This is a genomic window from Corallococcus terminator (assembly GCF_003611635.1).
GTDB lineage: Bacteria > Myxococcota > Myxococcia > Myxococcales > Myxococcaceae > Corallococcus > Corallococcus terminator.
In genome coordinates this window covers 1-26,017 of sequence record NZ_RAVZ01000118.1, presented here as the reverse complement: position 1 = coordinate 26,017, position 26,017 = coordinate 1, and the positions used below count along the sequence as shown (strand labels likewise).

Below are 26,017 nucleotides of genomic sequence, written 5' to 3'. Positions count from 1 at the left end.
CGGCAAGGTGGACCGCAGGGCCCTGCCCGTCCCGGATGCGTCGCACCTGCCCGCGAGCACCTACGAGGCCCCGGCCACCCCCACCGAGGAACGCCTCGCGGCCCTCTGGGCTGAGCTGCTGCGCGTGCCCACCGTGGGACGCCATGACAACTTCTTCGAACTCGGCGGCCACTCACTGCTCGCAACACAGGTGGTGGCCCGCGTGCGGGCGCGCTTCGGCGTGGAGCTCGCCGTCCGCACCCTCTTCGAATCGCCCACCGTGGCGGCCCTCGCGCGAAGGCTGCCGGACGCGACCACCCCCGCACTGCCGCCCCTGACGCGGGCGAAGCGGGACGTCCCGCCTCCACTGTCCTTCGCCCAGCAGCGGCTGTGGTTCATCGACCAGTTGGAGCCGGGCAGCAGCCTCTACAACATGCCCTTCGCCCTGAGCCTGTCCGGCACGGTGGACGTGGCCGCCCTCCAGCAGGCCATCGACGCGCTGGTGCATCGACATGAGGCCCTGCGCACCACCTACGCGGTCCGGGACGGAGAGCCCTGGCAGTACATCCACCCGGCCCTGCCCGGAAACCTGCGCACGGAGGACCTGAGCCTCCTGCCCGCGGAAGCACGCGAAGCCGAGGCCCGGCGACGCGCGGACGAGGATGCCTTGCGGCCCTTCGACCTGGGCACGGGGCCGCTGGCGCGCTTCACGCTGCTGAAGCTGGAGGAGCACGAGCACCTGCTCCTCCTGTGCCTGCACCACACCGTGTCCGACGGCTGGTCCTTCGGAGTGCTCCTGCGCGAAGTGGTGGCGCTCTACGAAGCCTTCCGCCAGGGACAGCCCTCCCCTCTGCCCGAGTTGCCCGTGCAGTACGCGGACTACGCCGTCTGGCAGCGGACATGGCTGGAGGGCCGTGTGCTGGAAGCCCAGCTCGACTGGTGGCGACACCAGTTGGACAGCGCCCCGCGCACGCTGGCGATGCCCTCCGACCGGTCCCGTCCTGAGAAGCGCTCGGCCCGGGGGGCGCTCCTGCCGGTGCGCCTGTCCCCGCCCCTGAGCGAAGCGGTGGAGACGCTGGCGAAGCGCGAAGGCGCCACGCCCTTCATGGTGTTGATGGCCGCGTTCCAGACGCTGCTGTCCCGGTACACGGGGCAGGACGATGTGCTGGTGGGCACCCCCATCGCGGGTCGGCGCCACGCGGAGACCGAAGGGCTCATCGGCTTCTTCGTCAACACGCTGGTCCTGCGCGCCCGCTTCGGCGCGGGCACCTCGTTCCGGCGGCTCCTCGCCCAGGTGCGCGCCAACACCCTGGGCGCCTACGAACACCAGGACCTCCCCTTCGAACGGCTGGTGGAAGCGCTCCAGCCGGAGAGGGACCTGGGACGCACCCCGCTCTTCCAGGCCCTCTTCGCGCTGCACAACACCCCGGAGTCGGAGGTGGACCTCCCCGGCCTGACGCTGAAGGCATTGGAGCTGGCCGACACCACCGCGAAGTTCGACCTGGACCTCGCCCTCACACGACGACCCGATGGCTTCCAGGGCGCGCTCTCCTACAGCACGGACCTCTTCGACGCCGCCACGGTCCAGCACCTGATGGAGCAATGGGACGCGCTGCTGCAAGGCGTCCTCGCCGCGCCAGACGCGCCCCTGGACCTGGGCCCCCTGCTGACTCCCGAGGCGCTGCGCCGCAAGGTCGTCCCGAAGCAACACCGGCGCCCGGACCTCGCATCCACGGCGGAGGCCACCGTCATCGCGCCGCGCGACACGCTGGAGCGGGAGCTGGCGGAGCTGTGGGAGGAGCTGCTGGGCAAGCGGTCCATCGGGGTGACGCAGGCGTTCTTCGACCTGGGAGGACACTCCCTGCTCGCCGTGAAGCTGATGGCGCGCATCCGCGAGCGGTTCCACCGGGATCTGCCCCTGGCCGCGCTGTTCCAGGCCCCCACGGTGGCGCAGTTGGCCCGACTGCTGCGAGAGGCCCCCACGGCCTTCTCACCGCTCGTGCCCATCCAGCCCCACGGCACGCAGCGGCCCTTCTTCTGCGTCCACCCGGCGGGAGGCAATGTGCTGGCGTACGCGGAGCTGGCGAAGCAATTGGGACCGGACCAGCCCTTCCACGGACTCCAGTCCCAGGGGCTCGACGGAACCCGTCCGCCGCTGGACACGGTGGAGGCGATGGCGGCGCTCTACGTGGACGCCCTCCGCGCGGTGCAACCGAAGGGTCCCTACCGGCTGGGAGGCTGGTCCATGGGCGGCGTGGTGGCCTACGAGATGGCCCGCCAGCTCCAGGCCCGGGGAGAGGCGGTGGAGCTCCTGGCCCTCATCGATCCCAGCCCGGCGAAGGACGACCGCGTGCCCTTCGACGTAGGCGACGCCAGCCAGGTCGCGTCCCTGTTCGAACTCGACCGGGGACAGCTCGCCGCGCCGGAAGCGGAAGGCCCGCAGGGACACACGCTCCTCCAGGTGTTCACCCACAACCTGCGCGCGCTGAAACACTATCGGCCCGGGCCATTCCAGGGCCGCGTCCTGCTGCTCCAGGCGAGCGAAGCCCCCACCTCCGAGGGCCCCCGGGATGAAGGCTGGGACGCGCTCATCACCGGGGCGCTGGTGCGCGAAACGCTGCCGGGCAACCACTACACACTGCTGCGGACCCCGAACGTCCAGGCCCTCGCGAAGCGGCTGGAGACAGCGCTCCAGCCACTCCCGTCGAAGCCTGGTTAAGGCGAGGGCGTCAGCCCCGCGCCGTGCTTCACCAGCACGGCGCGGGAGTAGGCCATCAGGAAACCCATGCGCATCGCGTTGCGTTCGGTGGGGATGCCGGGCGAGGACATGATCGAGGCCATGTCACTGCCGCGCTCCACGGCGCGCGCCAGCCGGGCTGAAATCAACGCCTGCTGGACGCCCCGTCGCCGGTACGCGGGCAACACCGACGTACCGAACAGGCCCGTGAGCCCATCCATCGACTCGCAGCCCCCCGCGCCAACGGGGACACCGTCCAGCCGGGCCAGGAACGAGTCCGTCCCGGGTTGGCGTGCGCCCTTGATGCCCAGCGCCATGAACTGCTCCGACATCGTCTCCCCCTCCGGGCTGAAGCCGCTGCCGGCGACCTCCACGTACGTGCGCACCGCCGCGTCGTCGCGCGGATCGACGCGCTCGATGGTCAACCCCGGAGGCGCCCCAGGGCCTGACGCGCGCGAAGCCTCGTCGCCGCGCAGCGGCCGGTACAGCACCGTCTCGAACTCGCGCAGCACGAACCCCCGCTCCGCCAATCCCTGGAGCAGCGCCGCCGGGGCGAAGGGACTCAGCTCCGCCTTCGGTTCGACGCCCCGCGAGGAGAAGAACGCCACCAGCGCATCCAACTGCGCGCCGGTGACTTCCTGGTCATACCCGTAGCCGCAGGACTTGTTCACATAGGAGCCCACGCCCCCGAACACCATCCAACCGTCGGCCAACGGCGCGGACTCCGTCGCCAGCGCCACCACGGCCTTGGCTGCGTTGCGCTCGAACCTCCGCGCGATCTCCCACAGGTTCACGTCGCTCATCCTCCCCATCTACACCGGAAGGGTCCCCCGGGTCCCGGGGCAGGAAGCCTCAGGGCGAGGGCGCGCCGAGCACGTCGTCCGAGCGCGGTCGGGCCGCCCGGAGCGCGGGCCCCAGGGGCCGCACCTGACCGGGGACGTAGGTGGGCGTCATGTCGAACACCGTGTGCCTGACCGTGGCACCCAGCCCCTCGCGCGCCGCGTTGTGCAAGAGCCCGGTGTCATGGTGTGCGGTCCCGCAGAAGACCCCGCCCAGGCCATTCGCGACGGCGAACTCCGCCTTGGCCTTCACCGTGCGCGGCGTGTCCAGGGTGATGAGCTGCCGCGCGTCGTCGCTGTAGAGGTAGTCCGCGTCCGCCCAACTGTCCGTGCACAGCTCGAAGCCGTTGCGACCCACCGGAGGCCCTCGGGAGAAGTCCGCCTGGTTGCGGATGACGTCGTACAGCTCCACCACGCCCGCCTCGAACGTGCCCAGCGCGGCCCCCTCCAGGTTGTACTCGAGCGAGTCCCGGTTGGCGCCCGCCGCGGCCCGGCCCTCGGTGGCGTACCCCAGGTGCAGACAGGACGCGTCCACCTTGCGCGACAGCAGGTAGTCCACCGCCAGTTCGATGGAGGTCTCCGAGCCCGGGTAGCGCTTGAGGTTCGCGTGGTGGGAGATGACGCGCGAGGAGCCCGCGCTGAAGAAGTCGTAGCCCTTGAGGTAGACGCGGTCGAGCCCCACCTCCCGCAGCGCGGGCACGTTCACCGCCCGCAGCTTCGCCACGTCGCAGCCCACGGTAATGGAGATCTGCCGGCGCCCCGTGCCGAACGCGCCATCCAGCGCGCCCCGCAGCTCCCCCATCAGCCGGACGAAGTTCACGCTGTCGTCCTTCGACACCTCGTCCGTCTCCAGCCGCTTGCCGCCCAGGCAGTCCCAGTCCAGGTCCACCGAGGAGAACATCGGGAACAGGGTGAACATCTCGATGATGCTGGAGATGAACTCCGCGCGCTCCCGGGGGCTCGCCGCCATCCCGGAGAAGTGGCCGGACATCAGCCGCCCCCCGATGGAGAACGCCAACTCCAGCGCATGCCCCTGCTCCGCGGCCCGCCGCTGAAGCGTGCGCAGCCCCCCCAACTGCCCCTGCGCCGTCTCCTGGGAGAAGTACAGCGCGTGGTAGTTGGCCAGGCTGGCCCCCACCTTCGCCATGGACACGCCCAGGAAGGGGAAGGACGCCACGTCCTGGAGGAAGTCCACGATGGTGATGCGCCCCCGGCGATCCAACTGCGAACCCCGAGCGTGCTTGCGGATCTGCGCGGCCCGAGGCCCCGCATCCCCCACGATGCCCAGAGAGCCGAAGACGAGCCGATCATACGCGGTGGGCGGCAGGCGCGAGACATCAAACCCCCGGCCAAAGAAGCGCGGCTCCCTCAAGCCCACCGGCCGGCCGTCCTCCAGCCCCAGATCCGAGACATACGCGGAGAGCCGCGGACGCGACGGGTCCTGGATGTATCCATTGAACACCGGCCGTCCCACGCGCACCGATGTATAGGAAAGATTGGACCCGAGCCCATCCCCGCGATACCCCACCGCCTGATAGCCCAGACGCGTCGACACATCGTCCAGCGTCAGCGCATCCGGAACGAAGGTCTCCAGACCACCACGCGGAGCTTCGGGGCGCCCCAGCCAGTCCCGAGGGCCCGTGCCCATCCGCGACGACGTCCCCTGCCCCACCCCATCCCACCCACGCTTCGAATCCATCATGGCTTTTCGTTTCCCCAGACAAGAAAAATACGCCCATCAAACCCAGACAATGAATGCGACGCCCTTCGCGCCAGCGCTACGCCCCCAGGGGGCAATGCCTCACAAGGCCTCCAGCAGCGCCCTGAAGGCGGGCTTGTCATCCAAATGGTCATGGAACGCCGCCACCAACTGGTGCGCCTGCGACCCCGGCATCAACGGCAGCGCCTGGTAGTAGATGCAGCCCTGCTGGAAGAGCGTGCGCACGCCACGGCGCGCGGGGCGCTTGGGCTCCGGCCGAGACAGGCCCAGGCCACGGCCCACCGCGCCCAGCAGCGTTAGCAGCTCCGTCACGAGCGCCCCCTGGAGCAACAGGCGATCGCGCTGTCCCGGCGGGTGGGGCCCTCCGGCGGCCAGGTCCATGCGCGCGAACACCTCCGGCGTGAGCACCTCCGGCCCCTCACGCCGCAGCCGCGAATAGATGCCCACCACCGTCGTGGCGGATGCGGTGCGCAGGCTGGTGGCCAGGCACCAGGGCGTTTCACGCGCCCCCTTCTTCACGCAGACCAGCGCCCCCACCGGGATGCGCTCGAGCGTGAGCCGCACGTCCCGCACGCGTCCCGGGCGCAGGGACCCCGGCGTCCACGCCGCCGCGGGCCGGCAGCCTTCCACGTCATTGAAGACGACCGTGTCCGGGTCCAGCCGCACGACATAGTCCAGCCCCAGCGCATCCAGCCGCCGCAGCGTCCGGGGCTCACTGAAGCCCTCATCCGCCAGCACCACCGCCTTGAGCGCCGGGGGCACCAGCTCCCGCAGCCGCGCGAGCAGGGCGTCCTCCACCTCCGGGCGCACGCGCTCCAGGCCCTTGGCCTCCACGGTCATCCAGACCAGGGGCGTGGGAGGGCTGCGCTTCGCCAGCAGCGACGCCACCAGCGTGGCCTGCCGCTCCGCCGCGAACCGCACCCAGCGCAGGACGATGATGGCCCGGGTGCGCTGGCCCAGCACGTAGGGCACCCACGTACTGAAGAGACTCCAGGCGCCGGGCGCGCCCTCGCGGGTGGACGAACGGAGGGACACCAAGGAGGAAGAACCATGGGACATGAGCGGATTCCTTGTCGGATCAGGCGGTACGTACGCACGCCCTGACTGGATCCAGGGATGCGCACCGGTGCACTGGATTGCGGAAGCCGAAGCTGGTTCCCCACCCCAACGACAGCAACTGCCTTTTCGGCTCAGTCCGGCGGAGACAAACCCACCCGCGCAATCACATCCCCACTCATGATATTCCTGCATTCCGAAAACATACCGGAGTACGGGTAATCGCCCCGAGGGGCACGGACGTGCCAATTCCTTCCCGCCAGGGCGTCGGGCGACGCAATCACAGAAGAGAAACCAGCGCCCAGTCGACAGCGATATCAATAAATCATTGACAGGCATCAAAAGACACGCGGCATCAACTCCTACCAACAAGGTCAGCGTCAGTCCCGCCCTTCCCCGTTCCGGGCCCTCCTCCGGTGGAAGGACGTGCAGGGTTGTGCGACACCACCCTCTCACCCTCGGGTAGGAGTAGGACTCCTCGTACAAAGGTCCACGTACTCCTTCTCATACCCCAGGGCACATCATCCGATTCCAGGGTCGAAAGTATGTGCGCGGAACCACCCTCCTGGGACCTCGCGGGCCGATACTGGCGCACACCCGTCCTGATCCAGCCCGTCCCGCCCACCGCGCCCAAGCCCCCGAGGACCTGACACGGAGGCAGCAGACCCGGCCCCCTTGCCAGGAAGCTCCACCCCTGGACAGGCCCAGAGTGAATGCCAGACATCCATGCCGGCAGGGCCCCTGGAGGGTGTGGGGGCGCTTGAATCACAGCATGAATCAAGGCGGGCCCTTGAAAACAGACACGCCAGGCCTCATTCACCGACCCGACTTCCGCGAACCCCATCTCCCCCTGGGGGCCGGCGGCGGGGAGACCTGCTCGCACCCCGACGACATCTTCAGGTCCAGCGTCCCGGCGCGCAGGTCCACGTGCGCCTCCACACGGGCGCAGCCCCAGGCCTTGAGCGGATTCGTCTCATCCTTCGTCTTCGTCATGAGGATGCTCTCCTTGAGAGGCCGCCACCTCGCGCGTCCGAGCAAGCAGGATTGACCCGTGGGAGAGAGGCAGTCCCTCACCATTGCTGGCGGACTCAATTGCTTGCGTGACCTGAAGCTGGCGCCCTGCCCCACTGGCAACAACTGCCCTTTCGGCGCGTAACCTAAAAGACAGACATCCAAATCAGCCAGAGGCACGTAGGAGACCCCATCGCAGCGCGCCCCACCGACAGGCACATGAAAAGGCGCACGCGCGAGTCCTGCCACGAAGCCCGTCGGCGCCAGCCACACCCACCTGCCCGCGCCTACCCCCAGCGGCGACACGCGCAGGACAAAAGCCATGGGCCTCCACCCCGCCCACGGGGCACCTCGTGCGACTCCACGCAGGGCGCCGTGTCGGCGGTCTCACCTTCCGGGACCCCTGGGTCCGGCTCCAGGAACCCACCCATCCGTCCCGTCGGAACTGTTTACCGCCCCGAACCGACCCCCAGGAACGGCCGCCCCGTCCCCCTGGGGTGAGTCCCCATCACCAGACATGCCCGACGGGCCGGGAGCCCCCGTCCCAGCGGACGAATGGCTTACATCCATGCGGGGCCGAGATTGGCTTTCGCGGACGGCCGGGCCGCCTCGCGAATACACAGCTTCGGGTGCGCTACGCGCAAGCCTTCACTCCCTCCAAAGAATGGCCAGACAATTATCGTGATGGCGAACCACGGCGTGCGCCACATCGACTTCGACTTCGAGGGCGGCTTCATCAAGAACGTGGCGGCGTTGAACCGGCACATCCCGGCCATCACCCAGGTGCTTCGCGACGACCCCACACTCCATCCAGGTCTTCTCCACCCTGGCGGTGGACGGCGCGCCCGGCGCGCTGGAGGGGTTCCACTCGGACGGCCAGCTCTTCATCAAGGCCCTGTCCGACAGCGGCAGCGGGGGCTCGTCCGGAGAGGGCACTCCGACCTGCCGGTGCGACGTCGAGGTCACGGCATCACGCTCAAGCCCTGATCCGTCCATAGCACCCTCGAAGCCCGAGTGCCTCCAGGGCCGGCTGCGTGAAGGCAGCCGGCCTCTTCTCCTGTCCAGCCCCGCCCCCACCTGGAGGGCGAGCGTGACACCGGCAGGCAGGGGGGCACCTGGCCGCGTGCACCTGGCTGTGGTTATCCCCAGAGGAGGCCCGGCGGAAGGAGTCTGGAGATGGAACAGCCAGCCCGTGAGCGAATCACCCTCGTGGAGGTGCTGGAGTTGACAGGCCCCTTCAGCGTCTTTGAAACCACCATCCAGGCCGCGGCCACGAGGCTGGAACGCGAAGGCGTGCGCGGCCTCGTCAGCCTCCAGTTCCATGCCCGGCCTGATTCCACCGAAGTCGGCGCGGTCATCACGTTCGCGGATGCCAGCCAGGTCATGGACCACATCCGCATGATTTCCGGCTGGCCCGAATTCAAGGCGCTGCTCGACGTCGTGAAACCCGTGGACATCCGGGTCTACGGCAAGCTCGGCGAGGAAGCGACGGCGTGGCTCCGTGCGAGGAACGTCGTGAGCAAGGTCTTTGAAACCCCCGTGGCAGGCTTCGTGCGCTGAGCGCCCAGGCAGGATGGGTTGGCGCCCGCCGGGGGCAGCCCCCATCGTTGAAGTCGAAGAGCGCGCCCTCTTCCCGCGCCCCATGGATCGCCTGCTCGAAAGCTGGAGCCTTGATGCCGTCTTCGCCAGCATGGGCGAGGGGGTCCTGGTGTCCGACGAGCACCGGCGCTTCGTGTTCCTCAACCCGATGGCGGAGCAGCTCCTGGGCATGGGGGTGACGGACATGCCCGTCGACCAGTGGCCAGAGCACTACGGCTTCTACCTGCCGGACCAGGTCACGCTCTATCCGCCCGAACGCCTGCCCATGGCCCGTGCACTCGACGGAGAGACCGTCAGCCGCACGGAGGTTTTCCTGCGCAACGCCGCGAGGCCGGCGGGGACCTGGTTGCTCGTCAGCTCCAACCCGGTGCGCGACCCGGCCGGGGTGCTTCGCGGTGGGGTCTCCATCTTCAACGACATCACCGAGCGGAAGCGGACCGAAGAGGGGCTGCGGGCGGCCGGTGAGAAGTACCGCTCGCTCTACAACAACACCCCCGTGATGATGCACTCCATCGACGAGAAGGGGCGGCTCGTCAGCGTCAGCGATCGCTGGCTGAACACCCTGGGCTATGAGCGCGCGGAGGTGCTCGGGCACGACTCGGTGGAGTTCCTGACGCCCGAGTCCCAGCGCCATGCCCGCGAGGTCATCCTCCCGGCGTACTTCAAGACCGGCGAATGCAGGAACGTGCCGTACCAGTTGGTGAAGAAGGGCGGGCAGCCCATCGACGTCCTGCTGTCGGCCATCGCGGAGCGGAACGCGGCCGGCAGGGTGATCCGCTCCCTCGCGGTGAGCATCGACGTGACGGAGCAGAAGCGGGCGGAGCGGGCCCTGTTCGAAAGCGAGAAGCGGCTCCGGGCCATCCTGGACAACGCGCCGACCGTGTTCTTCCTGTTGGACACGCAGGAGCGCTTCCTCTTCGTGAACCGCGAGTGGGAGCGGCTCTTCCACCACACCCGGCAGGAGGTCGCCGGCAAGACGGTCTTCGATGTCTTTCCGCGGGAGATCGCTGAAGCCCTGCACAACGCCAACCAGGGCATCCTCCAGAGCGGCGAGTCCGTGGAGCGCGAGGAGCGGCTCTCGCATGACGATGGGATCCACATCCACCTCACGCAGAAGTTCCCGCTCTTCGATGCCACCGGGACCATCAATGCGCTCTGCGGCATCGCCACCGACATCACCGAGCGCAAGCAGATGGAGATCTCCCAGCGCTTCCTGGCGGAGGCGAGTCGCGAGTTGGTGACCTCGCTCGACGATGAAGCCACGCTCCAGCGCGTCGCCGAACTGGCGCTGCCCCTGCTGGCGGAGCTGTGCATCGTCTTCGTGCCCACGGACGGGCTGCCCTTGCGCCCCGTGGCGGTGGCGGACCGTTCGCCGGCCCGCGCAGCGGACGTGCGGGAGTTTCTCCTACGCCACCCTCCCGCGCCGGAGTCCTTCCACGGCCCGGCCCGGGTCCTGTCCACCGGAAAATCGGAGGCCGAGGAGGTGTCCCATGGGCTGCTGGACCCCGTGGCGCTGAGGGAAGCGCGGTGGTCCCGGGTGAGGACGCTCCAGGGCCGTCCGTCGCTCGGCGTGCCCCTCCAGGCGCGAGGTCGCACCCTGGGCGTGCTCCTCCTGATCCGCCCCCATTCGGGGCACGCCTACGCGCCGGCGGAGCTGGCGCTGGCGGAGGAGCTGGGCCGTCGGGCCGCGGTGGCCATCGACAACGCGCGGCTCTACTGTTCGGCGCAGGAGTCGATTCGTGCGCGCGATGAATTCCTGTCCATCGCCTCCCACGAATTGAAGACCCCGCTGACCTCCATGAAGCTGCGCGTGCAGCAGATGGAGTCCGCCCTCAAGCGTCCCCACCCTCTGCCCATGGACCAGGTGTCGAGGATGCTGGAGGTCTTCGAGGCTCAGCTCCAGCGGCTGTCACAGCTTGCGGAGCACCTGCTGGATGTCTCTCGCATCAACGACCGGCGGCTCGACCTGCGACGGGAGGAGATGGACCTGGTGGCGGTGGCACGCGACGTGACGGACCACCTCGCGGCGCAGTTCCAGAACGCGGGCTGCGCATTGGAATGGGTGGCCCCGGAGCCGGTGCGGGGACACTGGGATCGCCTGCGGATGGAGCAGGTCCTGCTCAACCTGCTGACCAACGCGCTGAAGTATGGCGAGGGACAGCCCATCCGGCTGGAGGTGACACGCCACGAGCGGGGGGTGCGGCTCATCGTCGAGGACCACGGCCTGGGCATTCCCAGCGAGGCCCAGGGCCGCATCTTCGAGCGCTTCGAACGCGCCGCTTCACGCAACTACGGAGGGCTCGGGTTGGGGCTCTTCATCACGCGACAGATTGTCGAGGCGCATGGAGGAAGCATCCGCGTGGAGAGCACCCCGGGGCTCGGCGCGAAGTTCATCGTCGAGCTTCCGGCGTGAGACGCTGACAGGCCTGAAGTTCAGTCCTTCGTGAGGTCGTAGACCTCCTGGATGTTGTGCAATGTCTGTTCGAAGTCCAGCTTCAGGTCATTGAGGATGCCATTGCGCATATCGAACACCCAGGCATGCACGATGGGAAATCCCCGCGCCAGGAAGGACTTCTGCACGGCGGCCGTCTTGATGATGTTGATGCTCTGTTCGAGGACGTTGAGCTCCACCAGCCGGTCGTAGCGCCGCGCTTCATCCTTGATGCCGTCCAACTCCAGCTTGTGGAAGCGGTACACGTCACGGATGTTGCGCAGCCAGGGGTTGAGGATGCCCAGGTCCTTGGGCTGCATCGCTGCCTGGACGCCGCCACAGCCATAGTGGCCGCAGACGACGATGTGCTTCACGTCGAGGTGCCGGACGCCGTAGTTGATGACGGACATCACGTTGAGGTCGACGTTGTTGACCAGGTTGGCGACGTTGCGGTGCACGAACACGTCACCCGGCGCCAGCCCCATGATCTGGTTCGCGGGCACGCGGCTGTCGGAACATCCGATGTAGAGGAATTCCGGCTGCTGCGACTGCGAGAGCCTGGTGAAGTAATCCGGGTCCGAGCGCAACTGCTCCTCGGCCCAGCGCTGGTTGTTCTCGAAGATCTTGTCGTAGGGCGTCACGGCAACGACGCTTGCACGGGTTGGCGCGAGCGTCGAGAGATCTGGGCGCCGGATGTCACCCAGGCGAAGCCTCGCCCATCTCAAAAAAGAGTCGCAATGACGTCCTCCGCTCACCATCCTTCAGTCAGGGCGTCCGCCGGGACGCCTCCCACCCTGACCCGGCAACGGAGCCCGCCATGTCCCTCACGCGCGCCGCAGACCTTCCCGAACACGTCGATGTGTTGATCGTCGGAGCGGGTGTCTCGGGGATCGGGGCGGCCTGCTATCTACAGCGGGAGCATCCGTCGAAGTCGTACGCCCTGCTCGAGGCCCGGGGTGCGACCGGCGGCACGTGGGATCTCTTCCGCTACCCCGGCGTCCGCTCCGATTCGGACTTGCACACGCTCGGGTACGAGTTCAAGGCATGGACGAACAACAAGTCGATTGCGAGCGCGGACGCCATTCTCGCCTACCTGCGCGAGACCGTGGCCGAACATGGAATCGACCGTGCGATCCGCCTCCACCACAGGGTGCACGGCGCCGCCTGGTCCAGCAGGGATGCCCACTGGGTCGTTGATGTCGAGCGCACCGACACTGGCGAGCGCATGAAGCTCACCTGTCGGTGGTTGTTCTGCGCCAGCGGCTACTACCGCTACGACCAGGGGTTCACGCCCCGGTTCGAGGGAACCAAGCGCTTCAAGGGCCGCATCATCCATCCCCAGCACTGGCCCGAGGACCTGGACGCCACGGGCAAGCGCGTCGTCGTCATCGGAAGTGGCGCCACCGCCGTGACCCTCGTGCCAGCGCTGGCGGACGCGGCGACGCATGTGACGATGCTGCAGCGCACGCCCACCTATATCCTGCCCGCCCCTTCCGAGGACCTGTTCGCGAAGCTCGCGCGCAAGCTGCTACCGAAGACGTGGGCCCACGCGCTCACGCGACGCAAGAACATCGCCATGCAGCGCTTCCTCTGGCGATTCGCCCAGCGCTACCCACGTGCGGCCCGGCGTTTCATCCGCTACGTGAACGCCCGGCAGCTCCCGAAGGGGTATCCGGTCGACGAGCATTTCAACCCTCCCTACAACCCGTGGGAGCAGCGGCTGTGCGTGGTGCCGGACGCGGACCTCTTCAAGGCCATCTCCAGCGGCCGGGCCTCGGTGGTCACGGACCACATCGAGACCTTCACCGAGAATGGCATCCAACTGAAGTCGGGCCGGGAGCTCGAGGCCGACATCATCGTCACCGCGACCGGCTTGAACCTCCAGGCGCTCGGCGGCATCGCGCTGACCGTAGACGGAGCACCGGTGCACCTGCCCGACACGGTGGCCTTCAGGGGAATGATGCTCAGTGGGGTGCCCAACTTCGCCTTCGCCATCGGCTACACCAACGCGTCGTGGACGCTGAAGGTCGGCCTGCTGTGCGAGCACTTCTGCCGCCTGCTCGCGCACATGGATGCGCACGGCCACACCATTTGCCGTCCCGAGCTGAGTGACCCGGCGATGCCCACCCGGCCGCTGATCGACTTCGCCGCTGGCTACGTGAAGCGCTCACTCGACACCCTGCCCCGTCAGAGCGACCGGGCCCCCTGGCTGATGTCGATGGACTACCACCTGGACACCCGGCTGCTCCGGGAGGGCCCGGTGGTGGACCCGCACCTGCGGTTCTCCTCGCACGTACGTCCGGCCGCCCCCTCTACGCCGGATGTCGCGGTGGCGGGATGAGCTTGCGAATGCGGCTCGTCGCCGCCGTGCTGCGAACACGCCGAGGACCGACTCGCGGCCCCGCCCAGCTCCAGCACGAGTACGCAGGCCGGAAGTACCCGCCGCCGGCACCGCTCCGACAATCCCTGCGCAAGCGATGTGACGTCCGCGAGGAGCGCGTGCTGGGTCAGGTTGTGTACACGCTGACACCCAAGGCCGAAGCCACGGGCTGGCACGTCATCTACACGCATGGCGGCGCGTTCGTGAATCCGCTTCAAGGCGCGCACTGGGACATCATCGAGCGGCTCATCCGGGAGACGGGCGCGACGGTGACCGTGCCCCTCTATCCGCTCGCCCCCGAGCATCCGTACACCGAGACCTTCCGCCTGCTCGAACAGGTCTACCGCGACGTCCTGCGCAACGTGAGCCCGGGCCGGCTCGTGCTCTGCGGAGACTCGGCGGGAGGCAACCTGGCGCTCACGCAGGCGCTGCACTACCGGAGCCAGAACCTCCCGCTGCCGGGCCACCTGTTCCTGTTCGCGCCGTGGTTGGACCTCACGATGTCCCACCCGGAGGTGGCGGCGGTGGAGCCTCGCGACGTCATGCTCCGGGCCGCCGAACTGGCGGAATGGGGCCGCTGGTGGGCCGGTTCCTCGGACCCGCGCGGCCCACTGCTCAGCCCGCTCTTCGCGGACCTGGCAGGCCTGCCACCCATTCACATCGAACAGGGCACCGACGACCTCTTCCTGCCGGACGCGCGACAGCTTCGTGACCGCGTCGCGGCCGTGGGTGGTCAGGTCGAACTGCACGAGACACGCGGAGGGTTCCACGTGTTCATGGGAGCCACCTTCACCCCGGAGGCGCACGCCGTGTTCCGGCGGATCTCGGGGCTCCTCGGCACCGCACGTTGAGGAGGTCCGCGTCCTACCCGGGCGCTCCGGGGTGAGCGTTGACCGTCTGCTCGCGCGGGGGCCGGGGGATGAGGTAGTCGCGCTGGATGGTGGCAAGCCCCAGCTTCTCCAGCAGCACGCACGCTCCGTAGCCCAGGTCCACCTCGTGGAGGTGGTACGAGAACGAGGCGGACCCTGGATAGCGGTGGTGGTTGTTCTGGAAGCCCTCGCCCAGGATGAGCCACGCAGCCAGGTGGTTGTTGCGTGAGTTGTCGGACGTATCGAAGTTGCGCCCACCCACCGCGTGCCCGAGCGAGTTGACGATGCCACCCTGCACCGGGTGGCTCATCATCCCGAGGAACCACGCGGCCCCCAACAACCACCCCACCCCCACGCCCAACGCGAGCCCGATGGCCGCGTGCAACACATACGGAAGAAACCAGAGCCCGGAGCGGGTCAACGTGCTCAGCGGGAACTCGAGGTCCTTCGCGTAGCGGGTGTACTCCGGCTTCTCCTTCAGCAACCCGATGATGACCTTCTTGTAGTTGCGCAGTTGCTCCAGCCCGATGCCCAGGATGCCCACGTTGACGGGCGAGTGCGGATCCAACGGCGTGTCCGAGTGCTCGTGGTGCAGCCGGTGCATCACCACCCATGCCTTGGGGTCCAGGCCAGTGAGCCAGTTGCCGCCCAGGATGACCGCCCTGCGCAATGCCGGGTGGAGCCGCACGGCCTTGTGCGCCACCGAGCGGTGGTAGCCCACCGTGATCATGAGGATGTTGAGCAGGTAGGTCCCAAGGAAGACGGCGCCACAGACGGCCAGGTACATGGGGGCTCCAGCATCGCCGCGGCATTACCCGCGAGTAAGTTACCCATTGGTAACCTACCGATAAGTAGCCTTGAGGTCAACCTGGTGTCAAGGTAGTTGTCGAGTGAGAGGGTTCGGCCAATGCGCTTCCTCTCCTGCGCTACCCGGGGTCAGGTTGGGAGAGGGACCGAAACGGGCGGGGCCCGCGAGCGTCCAGTCACGGGTAGTACAGTTCCAGCGCTCAAGGTGGCAACCGAGAGCACGCCAGTACACTCATGAAGCCGCGCAACCAGTGCCGTCTTGCGGCTCACTCAGCGCCAGCCCGCTCGTACTCCTTTGACTTAGCAGACACGACCAATTCTTCCGGGCCGTGAATGTGGGCTAGCGGGTTCCTGGTCGGTTTCGACCACGACGGGCCATGACGATGGCTCAAGCCGACCACCATCCAATTCCTGGCGCGCTCCGCACAGGTGACGTGCGCAGGCAGGGGCTCCAAAGGAAGCAGAGGCATGACGATTGCTATTGGACACATGCCGGAGCACAGAACCGGCATTTCCGATGCCTCTCAAGGGAGCGTCATGTCACTGAAGAACCCGTCATTGCTGCCACGCTACGAGGCTCTGCGCGTACAACTCCAGAACGCGATCGTGGAGGACGCCAACGCGGGAGAGGTGCTGCAGGCCCTGCGGACCCTGGACAATCCACCTCCGGTCTTCTTTCCGGGAAACAGGGTGGCGGAGGCGGCCCCTCACGTGGAGTTGGCATTCGCGTGGCATCCGGAGAGCATCCCGCTGAGCCTCTACATGTACTGCAACAACGAACCCGTTCCCGGCGCGATGGGCATCTTCTCCGGCGGGCGGCTCTTCGTTCCGATTCCCGCTCCGCTCCTGAAGCCCCGTGGAGCGGAGAACGAAGTGGTGGCCTTCATGCGCTTCATGGTCGGGCGCTGGAAGTACCAGCTCTGGATGGACGTGGACGGCCAACGCAAGCGCGTAGACCAGGGCCGCGACACCACCTCCGGAAGCGCGGACGACGACAGCTTCATCCGCACCGTGCGATTCGGAGGGAGGACGGAATGAGGACATTCACGTGTTCCCAGCGGCTCCTCACGGGAGCGCTCCTGCTCTTCTGTACGACTGCTTCCAGCGCAACGGCCATTGAGCCCGCCCCTCCCCAGCCGGAGGACGCCTTCAAGGAATCCGCGGTTCGTGCCACCGACTCCGCGGTCAAGCGCGACAGTCAACCCACCATCGACCCCTGGACGGCCTCCTCCACTTCCGCCCTCTTCAGCCGACCGGCACGCGGAGAGTCATTCAAGTTCTCCAGTGAAGCCAGCACCACTGGAACCGTGTTGTCCCTGGGATTCACTCCCGGCCCGCTCTGGGCACCAAACTCCGCATCCCTTGCCAACCTCCAGGTCATTGCTGGCTACAGCATTGGCGATGACGCCGGCTCCGTCTCCCTCAAGTGGGCGGTGCCTTTCAGTGATCCCCGGTTCTTCTCCCAATCAGAGATGACGGGAATCGCCAAAGCGGGAGGAGCCGCCCTGGCGGCATGTTTGAAGGATCCTAAGGTCCGTGCCGACGACAGCCTTGAAACCTGCCGAAAGAGAAAGGACGACGCAATCGACGCAGAAATCGAACTCATCCGCCCGAAGGCCAAGACGCCGGGACTGAGCCTGGGCGCCAGCGTGGGTTATGGGTTCAGCACCCGCCGGTTGGAACGGATGGCCGCGAACGTGGCCTACGAGCGGAAGCTCTGGACCAACTGGGCACTCATCCTCAACGCGGATCTGGAAAGTGGTCCGGAGGAAGTTCCGGACGGGGACGTCGTACGCGTGGAGCGGATCTGGCGGACGGGAGGCAGCACCGGTCTGGCCTGGAAGGCTTTCGCGAAAACCCTGGAGAACAAGCTGGAGTTGTCGGCGGCGGCCCAGGTGCGCGCCTGCCTCCAGCAATGTGGCGGGAATACGGTCAGCGTGAAGTTCGGTCCCCAGGCAAACTACGCCCTCAGTTCAGACACCCTGCTCGGGGTGACCGCCAGTTGGTCCGGTGAGTCCACCAGTCTTCGCGAGGCAGTGCTCGGGGTGGCCGTGTCGCACAGCATCGGGTTGGCGAAGTAACGACGCACCACGGCACTCCTGGACAAGCAAAGGGCTGCCCCTGGGGAGTGGGATTGTACAATCCCCTTCCCGGGGGCAGTGTCACTTGACACGCACGGTCCCGGAGATTCAGGCCGGCCGGCTACTCCGCCTCGGGGGATTCATCCTTGCGCTCGAGCCGACGCTCCACGGCCTTGCGTCCGATGCCCAGCAGGCGTGCCGCGCCACTCTTGTTACCGCCCGCGAGCGCCAGGGCTTCGTTGATCAACATGGACTCGATGGCGTCCAGCTTGTTCGCCACCGGCATCCGCAGGATGGAATGGGCCATCACCTTGAGCCCGTCGTCCATGGGCACCAGGCCCTGGGAGGGCTCCAGATAGGCGGCCACGGTCTCCGCGCGGATGAGGTCGTCTTCACAGAACACCGCGAGCCGGTCGATGAAGTTCCTCAGCTGCCGGACATTGCCAGGCCAGGAGCGTCGTGCCAGGGCCTCCAGTGCATCCTCGGAAAAGCGCAGGGGACGAGTCTGCTGCCCGCAGAAGTGGGCAACCAGTGCCGGGATGTCCTGCGTGCGCTCGTCCAGGCCGGGCACGCGGACATTGAGGACATTGAGCCGATGGAAGAGGTCCTCGCGAAACCGGCCCTGGCGCACACGTTCGTCCAATTGCGCATGCGTGGCGGCCACCACGCGTCCCAGGAAGTGCTCTTCCGTCGTGGAGCCGACCCGCCGGAAGCGCCCGGTCTCGAGGACGCGGAGCAGCTTGGCCTGAAGAAGGAGCGGCAGCTCGGCCAGCTCATCCAGGAACAAGGTCCCCCTGCGAACCGCAGTGAAATAGCCATCCTGACGGCGGTCGGCGCCCGTGAAAGCGCCCCGCTCGTGGCCGAAGAGCTGGGATTCCATCAGCATCTCCGGGATCGCACCGCAGTTGAGGTCGAGCAATGGATCCCCCGCATGCGGGCCGAGCGTGTGGATGGCGCGAACCACCACCTCCTTGCCCGAGCCCGTGGGCCCGGTGACGAGCACCGGCCGGTCCGAAAGGACGACGCGCTTGATGGCGGTGCGCAGCCGACCGATGACCTCCGACGAACCCATGAGTCCCTGGACACCGGTGTCTGGAGCCAGACGCGCGCGGAGATGGAGGACCTCGTGCTCCAGCCGGCGCCGACTGCCCAGTCCCTGGACGATGGGGAGCACCAACTCCTCACAGAGCTCGTCCTTCAGGATGTAGTCGTAGGCCCCTGCGCGCATGGCGGCACGGATCTCCTCCATCTCGCTGGAGGCGGTAACGACCACCGGCAGGGCGGTGGACTTCTCACGGATCTCCGCCACCAGCACCAACCCGTCGCGATTGCGCGCGTCCACATCCAGCCGCACGTCGATGAGCGCGATGTCGATGGCGATGGTCGTCAATACCCGACGCGCTTCATCGAGCGAGGACGCTTCATGCAGCACCAGCCCCTCCTGGGTGGACAGGATGCTCGCGAGGATGCGGCGTGCACTTCGCTGGTCGTCGACGATCAGGATGTTCATGGGTCGGTCAGGTTCGTACACCTGGGGTCCAAAACACCGCAAGCCATGTGCCACCGCCGTTGAAGTCATTCATCCGGAAGGTGGCCCCTTCCCCCTGGGGCAGTGGACGAAAACGACCCCCGGCGCGTGGCCCCTGGTCGGAAACGGCCACCGCGCGACTCGCGCGGGATGATGCCAGCATCGTGACGCGGGGGGCCATTTCCACGCATTCCCCCGAAGCTGGCCCTCCCATCCTGCGGGACGAGGCGTTGGTTCAATCCTTGCCAGGGCAAGCTCTGTACGGAGTCAGGAAAGGGCAATGGCGATGACAGACACGATGGAGAGGGCAATGTCAGTGAACGACCAGGAACGTCACGAGAAGGTCCGGCGGGTGCTCAGGGCGCTCTTCGCGGAGCCGGGCGAGAACGCGATGAGGCTTCGGAAGGCCTTCTTGTCGGACGATTCGCGTGAAGCCGAAATGGTTCTCACCTCCCTCAATGCACAGGAGGGAACCCCGGCGAGGAACCCATCTGTCAGTTCCGACCAGTATCGCGGTCTCAAGGCGCTGTTGACCGAAACCAAATTTCAAGCGATTTCGCCAATCCAATCCAACTCCCCTGCCGACGAGTTGGGGCAAGTGCAGCGCGAGGTCCTGAAGTTCTGGACCGAACTGCTGTCGAAGCAGCCTGCGGAGGTCGAAGACCTCCACTACATGGTCACTGACTACGGGGCGAATCGCAGTGATCCCTTCAAATTGGAGCGGGTGCTTGCCGTCCTGCGTAGGTACGCGCCCCAAGGCACCTGGGAACGGAAGCACGCGGACGCGCTCGCGCAGATCAATCTCCAAGACATCATGTTCAAGAGCCTGGCATGGCTGCACCATCCGGGAGCGGTCTGGTGAGGAGCGCGACCATGGAAGCCACGGGCATCGACGCCACGTACCAACGCATCGCCCAACACCTGCCCACACCCCTTCGGGAATACGGGCGAACCCTCCCCCACCGGCTGGGGCTCACCCGCTGGATCGACGGGCATTGGGAGGACTTCTGGGTCCTCGATATCAACCGTGATCTCCCGGGCTACGCGGCGGAGGACCCCGACCAGCCAGGTGCGTGGCTCGTCTCACCCGAGAAGCTTTCGCACTTCCGCGCTGCGCACCATTGCGCCGCCATCCACGGCCTCATCGCGGATCGGCTCGTGGACCATCAGGTGGAGCCGGACATTGGCCTGTTGGTGTACCGCGGCGTCTTCCTTCGCGCGTGGGAGTACGAACTGGCGGCGGCGCTCGGGGACGAGTCAGGTGCCCGGAAGGCGCTGGCACGCGCGCTGTCCTCCCTCCGACGGGGCACCGCGCTGGAGCTGCGCACGACGGCGGCACGGCGGATGGACGTCTCCACCTACGCCGTGCAGACCCGGGAGAAGCTGCGCTGGGGCGGTACGGCCGCGGGTTGCCTGCTGAGACACGCGGGTCAGCCGGAACGGGCGGACCTGCTGGAGCGCAGCTATGACATGTTCTGCTTCGCCCTCCAGTGCCTGGATGACGCACTCGATTGCGAGGAGGACGAGCGCACGCGGGGCACGAGCATCCCCGCAGTGCTGGGAATGCCAGAAGGAGCCCTGGTGCGGGCCCTGCCCCAGCTGCTCGACCGGGCCATGGCCCTGGCCGAGCAGGCCCGCCTGGGACGCATGGTCACGTGGATGGGCAGCTTCGCGAAGTTGGTCCGCGGCATCCAGCCGGGTGGCGATGCCACCCTGAATGATCTGCTGGGGCGACAGCTCGCAATCACCGCGCAGGGGGCACTGTGAACACGACAGGCATTGGTTACGCACGCAAGCTTGTGTTGGACGAAGCGGTTCCGCAGGTCCTCCTGGATGCCTATGGCGACAAGGCGATCGTCGTAGTGAAGGGCGCGCCCCTCGAAGGGCACGAACCCATTGCCTCGCTGGGAAACCTGCGGATCCATGTCATGGATCGCCACCAAGCCCCCGGGCCGAACGACCCTCGGGTCGTCGTCATCGAACCCGTGCTGTGCGAACGCCGGGGCAGGCAGGTGACGACGCCCCAGGACCCGCGCGTCGGTATCGATGACGAGGTCTGCACGAGCACCTACCTCGTGGATCGCTTGCGTGAGCTACGGAACGCGGGGGTGGAGGATCTGCTCATCACGGAGGACACGGGCCTCTTGCCCAAGTCGGGGCAGCAGGGCCTTCCGTTCAGGCCCATCGAGCTGGCGCATGAACCCGAGCTGTTCATCTCGATCCTCGAACTCATCGGACTTCCACAGGCCAGGAACCTCTTGCCCAGGGAAGCGTCCCCACTCCGACTCGCCATCATCGATGAGTCGTTCTCGGGCCTGCCCGAAGGATTTCCCGCCCCCCAGTTCGTCGGCTTACCGCGCGCCGCCCCCAATCCGATCATCAAGGCCCCCATGGAACCAGGCCACGGGACACTGATGGCCGCCGCGGTCAAACAGGCCCTGGGCAAGTACGTGACCCTGCAACTGTACCGCCTGGTACCCACGGAAGAGGACGTCCACAGCTCGTGGATCGCCCCCACGGACGTGGCGCTGAGCCTGGCGCATGCCATTGGCGTCCAGAATGCGGACGTCGTGCTCATCCCTATGGGAGACGGCCTCTGGGGCACCCCCCGGCACCTCCAGGAGGTGCTTCGCGAAGCACGCCGTGCGGGCCGCGACGGCAAGGGGGTCCCCATCATCTGCCCCACGGGGGATGCGACCTGGAACCATGACCAGACCAGCGTTGACGGCATGTCGTACGCCATCGGCGCGGACGAATTGCACAGCCAGCCCTGGGTCATTGCCGTCGGAGCCGCAGACGTCGCGGGCCGCTGGTACAGACGCTTCAACCGAACGAGTTGCGCCCCCCTGGGCCGGTTCGGTCCCTCCGTTGCACTCTGCGCGCCTGGAGAAATCTGCCGCCTGGAGACGCTGGAGCGGCGGCCCGTGGACGATACCAGCCTCGCCTCCGCGCTGGTCGCTGCCTCCGCCGCGGTCGTGCTTCGGCAGGCACCGCAGCTGGACACGGACGAAGTGCGTGCCCTCCTTCAGTGGACGGCGGACCTTGCGCCCATCGTGGACAGCGGACCCGGACCTGCCCGAGCAGGGTTCAACGAATTCGATCGATTGGGCCACAACCTGAAGGTGGGGGCAGGACGTGTGAACACGCTCGCGGCGACGCTGGCAGCCGGGGATCCGGTCTGCGCCGCGCTGCTGCTCACGCGTCCGGGGCCGGGGCGGATCCCCACTCGCGGCGTGGCCGAGTCCGAACCCGCGCTCCTCCGCGCGCTCGCCTGGTACGGGTGGACGCGGAGAGCCCCCGCCACCCTGGGCGAACCCTGGCGCGCGCTGCTGGAGGACTATCTCCAGGTACGGCCGAGTCTGGCCCGACTCGTGCTCCACTCATGGCGGTGGCGCGAGGCCCTCATGTGGCTGGCCCGGCACCTGATGGCGCTCTGGGAGACAGGTGATGTGACGCTGGAAACAGTAGGAGCGCACGACCATGGGGCCCTGGTGCGGCGTCTGGCCTATGTCCTGGAAGCGCTCCGGCTCGAGTTGGAGACGGTGGCCTTCCGCCACGAGGCGCCAGCGCTTCAAGGATGGTTGGAGCAACTGGAGCAGCGGTTGAGCGTCCTCCCAGGCGGACACCTCCAGCGCTTCATCTTCGGGCGCCGGGGTGCCTTCTCCGAGAAGTGGATGATTCCTGAGCCGAACATCTTCAGCGTGGACCCGCCCTGGCTCTTCCCCGACGTGGGTTAGCCTGGGGCAATGCCTTCTATCGGCAATGTCTCCAGGCGCCGCTCGCGCCCTGTGACGTGGCTCACCGTGACCGCGGTGACCTTGCTGCTGGGCGTAGGCGTCGCGGCTTCGGTGAATGCCTGGCAGACCGTGGGAGCCCCCTTCCCCGGGCTCTTCGTGGACCCGTACGCGGACTTCTCGAATGTCTCCATGCCGTCCTGGGCGCTGGAGCCCTTGTCGCTCAAGTACCCCGACCGGCTCGTCGCCGTGGAGGGACAACCGCTTTCCCCTGATGCACGCCTGCCATCCCAGTCCGCCGCCGCGCGCATCGCCGCGCTGGCGAGGGACGGGCACACCCAGGTCCGGCTCACCTTCATGACGTCCGCGGGCCCCCGCGAAGTCATCCGGCCCTTGCTGAGGCTGAGCACCCACGAGATGGGCTTCTTCTTCGGCTTCTACGCCCTGGTGGCGCTCTTCCTTCTCTGGACGGCTGGCATGGTGCTGCTGATGGCAGGGCACCGGCCCGGGGCCCGCGCCTATGCGATCTGGGCGGTGGGCGCCTACCTGCTGTTCCTCACGTTCTACGACTACCACACGACGGCGACGCTCCCCGCAGCGTTCTCCGTGGGCGGCGTGGGCTTCGACCTGGGATTCCTGTGGATGGCCTATGCCTTTCCAGAGCCACCCCGGCGCGGACGCCGGGTCCTGCTCCCGGTGCTGCTCGCGGTGACGGCCTGGGGCGTGGGTGCGGCGATCTGGATGGGGCTGTCACCCTGGTTGGGGCGCGACGCCTCCACCACCCGCCTCCTTGTGGGCCAGGGCATCCCGCTCAGCATGGCCGTCCTCCTGCTGTCCATCGTGCTGCGGCTGGGTCGCGGCAGTGGACGGGAGCGGTCAGAACTGCTGTCCGCCGCCTGGGGACTGGCTGCCGCGCCCGCGACACTGGCCGTGGGATTTCTCCTGGCACTCGCGTCCGGCAGCACGGTGGTCCACCTGTTCGTGCCCTTCGTCATCCCGCTGCTCCCGCTGTCGGTTGGCTTCTCGCTGGTGCGCCACAACATCCTTGCGACGAACGTCGTGCTGTCGCGCCGCCTGTTGGCGGGTCCCATCCTCCTGGCATCGCTCTGCGCTACCCTCCTCGCATGGCTGGCGCTGCGTTTGTTGGTGCGGGAGGGAGTGGAGACATGGCTGCCCACGCTGCTCGCCCTCCCCGTGCTCATCGGCGGGATAATGGCTTGCAACCGGCTGAGCCTGTGGCTGTTCTTCCCAGCCACCTCGCAGTTCCGCCCCAGCATCGAGCAGCTCAGCGATCAGCTCTCCAGCCTCCACGAACTCCCCGCCATCCGACAAGCCGTGGAGGCAGTGGTGTGGCGCTGGCTACCCACCAGCGGCCCCGTCCGCGTGTTGCAAGCGCACGAACTGCCGGCGGTGCCCAACCTCCCCGAGGATGCCCTGGAGCGGCTCAACACGGGCCACCACGTGTGGACGGAGGAAACACCCTGGAATCGCATGCTCGTGGTTCCCATGCGTTCCCTGGGCCGGCTGCGCGGCGTGCTGCTCCTACCGCCCAAGCACCATGCGGCCCTTTACACGAGCGAGGACCTGACACTCCTGGCGACCATCGCCAGCCTGGGTGCGGTGTCGCTGCACCACGCCGAGGCCTTGAAGGAATTGGACGCCTTGCGACGCAGCGACGTGGAGGCTACGCGCGATGAGAAACGGTTCACGCTCGGGCTTCTGGGCGCGGAGCTTTCGCATGAGATTGCCTATCCGCTGAATTTCTTCCGCTACCTGCTCAAGCGCAGCGGAAGAGGCCACGCGCTGGAGCCCCAGGATGTGGAGATTGGAAGTGAAGAGGTGGCGCGACTGGAGCGGATGCTCGTCACCTTGCGCAAGCTGAAGCTGCCCGTGCCGCAGGTGGCACAGGTGACGCTTGTCGGTCCGCTCAAACGCGCGCTGGAGCTGATCCGGGAGCCCCTTGAAGACAAGCGGATCTCCGTGTCGATTGAGGTGCCAGAAGGCCTGGTGGTCCTGGCGGATCCGGACATGCTGCTCCAGGTGCTCGCCAACCTGCTGCGCAACGGAATGCAGGCGGTTGAGCCCGGGGGAAGCATCGGTGTACGTGCCGTGCTGGTCGACCAAGGGCTGAAGGTGGAGTGCTGGGACTCTGGCCCCGGGGTTCCGGAGTCGCTGCGCGACCACATCTGGAACCCGTGGATGACAACGAAGGAAGGCGGTTCCGGTTTGGGGCTGGCCATCACCCAGCGCCTGGTGAGCAGCCTTGGATGGCGCATCAGCCTGGAGCGCAGGGAGGAACGTACATGGTTCTGCCTCCACGTACCGGAGCGTGCGCTCATCGCGTCTTCCCCCGTGGCGGTACCCTCTACCGCAAGAGCCAGCCCTGGGTGAGTTGGATGATTTCTGTTCTTGTGCATCAGATTGCGAACGCGGCGCACATGTACAGGCGTGATGGGCCCATCTGGAGATACCAGGAGCGACAATGGACAAGACTCCAAACACGGTTCAGGACTTGGGCCGTGGCACGTCATGCAAGGAGGAGCGCAGCCGGCTGAACATGGTGCCGGATCAGGAATGCGACCTCATCATGAAGGGAGGGGTAACGAGCGGAGTCGTCTATCCGCCTGCCATTCTCGAGCTGGCGCGACACTATCGTTTCCGCTCCATCGGTGGGGCCTCGGCTGGAGCCATCGCGGCGGCGGCCGCGGCAGCCGCGGAGTACGGGCGGCAGTCGCTTCCAGGGAAGAACCCAGGCAAGAGCGCACAGGGCTTCGAGCTGCTTGCCGAGATGAACCGTGAACTGAGCACCCCTGGCTTCGTGAGGGACCTCTTTCAACCCTCGCCGGAGGGTAGGCCCCTGCTGCAAGCCTTCATGGACTGGCAGCGTCGGACGACGGCAGCGGAGCGAGAAGAAGCGCTCGCGAAGGAGCGGGGAGCCCCAGCACTTGGCCCGGGTGCCCAGCGCATCCGCAAGGCCATGCGGCTGGCAGCGGTCCTCCAGAAGGGAAAGGTAAAAGAACATCTGAAAGGAATGGCGCTGGGCTTCAGCATCGCCGCGGTGCTCGCCAGCGGCCTGGGTGGCTGGGGAGTGATGTTGCTTCTGACGCCGAGCCCCCTAATCCTACAGTTGCAGTTTGAATCGCGCCTTTCGTGCGCGGTAGTGGCACTGCATGGCCACAGCTTGGTGGTGGCGTCGCCAGCGACTCCAGGCCAGGACATGCGCAAGCGGAGCCACCACACGCCGCA

Annotated in this window: 19 protein-coding genes and 1 pseudogene; 12 read left to right on the top strand and 8 right to left on the bottom strand. The window is 67.3% G+C overall.

What is annotated here, in order from left to right:
- Positions 1-2,698, top strand: a 2,698-nt coding sequence (locus D7V88_RS18395) for a condensation domain-containing protein (RefSeq protein ID WP_244238232.1), incomplete at its 5' end; no start/stop codon positions are given.
- Here the strand turns inward: D7V88_RS18395 and D7V88_RS18390 are convergent.
- From D7V88_RS18390 to D7V88_RS18375, 5 genes are all read right to left on the bottom strand, one after another.
- The gene (locus D7V88_RS18390; RefSeq protein WP_120541949.1) at positions 2,695-3,519 is read right to left on the bottom strand and encodes a GNAT family N-acetyltransferase; all 825 of its coding nucleotides are present in this window, start codon (positions 3,517-3,519) and stop codon (positions 2,695-2,697) included. The genes D7V88_RS18395 and D7V88_RS18390 overlap by 4 nt on opposite strands.
- Before the next feature lie 49 nt (positions 3,520-3,568).
- A complete protein-coding gene (locus tag D7V88_RS18385; protein WP_120541948.1) occupies positions 3,569-5,257 on the bottom strand; it encodes a glycosyl hydrolase family 18 protein in 1,689 nt (562 codons plus the stop codon).
- A 99-nt stretch (positions 5,258-5,356) separates the two neighbouring features.
- Entirely contained in the window at positions 5,357-6,334 is a 978-nt protein-coding gene (locus D7V88_RS18380) for a hypothetical protein (protein WP_120541947.1), read from the bottom strand.
- Positions 6,335-7,147: 813 nt separating this feature from the next.
- Positions 7,148-7,324: a hypothetical protein gene (locus D7V88_RS43070; protein ID WP_158625106.1), complete on the bottom strand. Its 177-nt coding sequence runs from the start codon at positions 7,322-7,324 to the stop codon at positions 7,148-7,150.
- Positions 7,325-7,990: 666 nt separating this feature from the next.
- Entirely contained in the window at positions 7,991-8,308 is a 318-nt protein-coding gene (locus D7V88_RS18375; protein WP_147448772.1) for a hypothetical protein, read from the bottom strand.
- A gap of 243 nt (positions 8,309-8,551) precedes the next feature.
- Between D7V88_RS18375 and D7V88_RS18370 the strand changes: the two genes are divergently transcribed.
- Together D7V88_RS18370 and D7V88_RS18365 are read left to right on the top strand one after the other, a co-directional pair.
- Positions 8,552-8,902: a hypothetical protein gene (locus D7V88_RS18370; RefSeq protein WP_147448771.1), complete on the top strand. Its 351-nt coding sequence runs from the start codon at positions 8,552-8,554 to the stop codon at positions 8,900-8,902.
- 13 nt (positions 8,903-8,915) lie between these two features.
- Positions 8,916-11,354: a PAS domain S-box protein gene (locus tag D7V88_RS18365; protein ID WP_120541944.1), complete on the top strand. Its 2,439-nt coding sequence runs from the start codon at positions 8,916-8,918 to the stop codon at positions 11,352-11,354.
- 20 nt (positions 11,355-11,374) lie between these two features.
- Here D7V88_RS18365 and D7V88_RS18360 read toward each other — a convergent pair whose 3' ends face one another.
- Positions 11,375-12,013 (bottom strand): carbonic anhydrase, encoded by a 639-nt coding sequence (locus D7V88_RS18360; RefSeq protein WP_244238231.1) that lies wholly within the window; start codon positions 12,011-12,013, stop codon positions 11,375-11,377.
- Between the two features lie 176 nt (positions 12,014-12,189).
- On the opposite strand from D7V88_RS18360, the gene D7V88_RS18355 reads away from it, so the two are divergent.
- Together D7V88_RS18355 and D7V88_RS18350 are read left to right on the top strand one after the other, a co-directional pair.
- Positions 12,190-13,713: a flavin-containing monooxygenase gene (locus tag D7V88_RS18355; RefSeq protein ID WP_120541942.1), complete on the top strand. Its 1,524-nt coding sequence runs from the start codon at positions 12,190-12,192 to the stop codon at positions 13,711-13,713.
- A complete protein-coding gene (locus D7V88_RS18350) occupies positions 13,710-14,603 on the top strand; it encodes an alpha/beta hydrolase (RefSeq protein WP_120541941.1) in 894 nt (297 codons plus the stop codon). Before D7V88_RS18355 ends, D7V88_RS18350 begins: the two co-directional genes overlap by 4 nt.
- Positions 14,604-14,616: 13 nt before the next feature.
- Here D7V88_RS18350 and D7V88_RS18345 read toward each other — a convergent pair whose 3' ends face one another.
- A complete protein-coding gene (locus D7V88_RS18345; RefSeq protein ID WP_120541940.1) occupies positions 14,617-15,408 on the bottom strand; it encodes a fatty acid desaturase in 792 nt (263 codons plus the stop codon).
- A 557-nt stretch (positions 15,409-15,965) separates the two neighbouring features.
- Between D7V88_RS18345 and D7V88_RS18340 the strand changes: the two genes are divergently transcribed.
- Positions 15,966-16,466 carry a hypothetical protein gene (locus D7V88_RS18340; protein ID WP_120541939.1) on the top strand — a complete coding sequence of 167 codons (501 nt, stop codon included), beginning with the start codon at positions 15,966-15,968 and terminating at the stop codon, positions 16,464-16,466.
- Positions 16,463-17,509 carry a hypothetical protein gene (locus D7V88_RS18335; protein WP_120541938.1) on the top strand — a complete coding sequence of 349 codons (1,047 nt, stop codon included), beginning with the start codon at positions 16,463-16,465 and terminating at the stop codon, positions 17,507-17,509. Before D7V88_RS18340 ends, D7V88_RS18335 begins: the two co-directional genes overlap by 4 nt.
- A gap of 121 nt (positions 17,510-17,630) precedes the next feature.
- Here the strand turns inward: D7V88_RS18335 and D7V88_RS18330 are convergent, their stop codons facing one another.
- Positions 17,631-19,019 (bottom strand): sigma-54-dependent transcriptional regulator, encoded by a 1,389-nt coding sequence (locus D7V88_RS18330; RefSeq protein ID WP_158625105.1) that lies wholly within the window; start codon positions 19,017-19,019, stop codon positions 17,631-17,633.
- A gap of 298 nt (positions 19,020-19,317) precedes the next feature.
- Here D7V88_RS18330 and D7V88_RS18325 point away from each other — a divergent pair, with 298 nt between their 5' ends.
- From D7V88_RS18325 to D7V88_RS43840, 5 genes and pseudogenes are all read left to right on the top strand, one after another.
- A complete protein-coding gene (locus D7V88_RS18325; RefSeq protein ID WP_120541936.1) occupies positions 19,318-19,899 on the top strand; it encodes a hypothetical protein in 582 nt (193 codons plus the stop codon).
- 11 nt (positions 19,900-19,910) lie between these two features.
- Complete coding sequence (locus D7V88_RS18320) at positions 19,911-20,804, top strand: isoprenoid biosynthesis enzyme family protein (RefSeq protein WP_120541935.1); 894 nt, start codon at positions 19,911-19,913, stop codon at positions 20,802-20,804.
- Positions 20,801-22,774 (top strand): S8/S53 family peptidase, encoded by a 1,974-nt coding sequence (locus D7V88_RS18315; RefSeq protein ID WP_120541934.1) that lies wholly within the window; start codon positions 20,801-20,803, stop codon positions 22,772-22,774. Before D7V88_RS18320 ends, D7V88_RS18315 begins: the two co-directional genes overlap by 4 nt.
- A gap of 66 nt (positions 22,775-22,840) precedes the next feature.
- The gene (locus D7V88_RS18310) at positions 22,841-25,162 is read left to right on the top strand and encodes a sensor histidine kinase (protein WP_158625104.1); all 2,322 of its coding nucleotides are present in this window, start codon (positions 22,841-22,843) and stop codon (positions 25,160-25,162) included.
- 91 nt (positions 25,163-25,253) lie between these two features.
- A pseudogene (locus D7V88_RS43840) lies at positions 25,254-26,017 on the top strand (patatin-like phospholipase family protein); the annotation flags it as partial.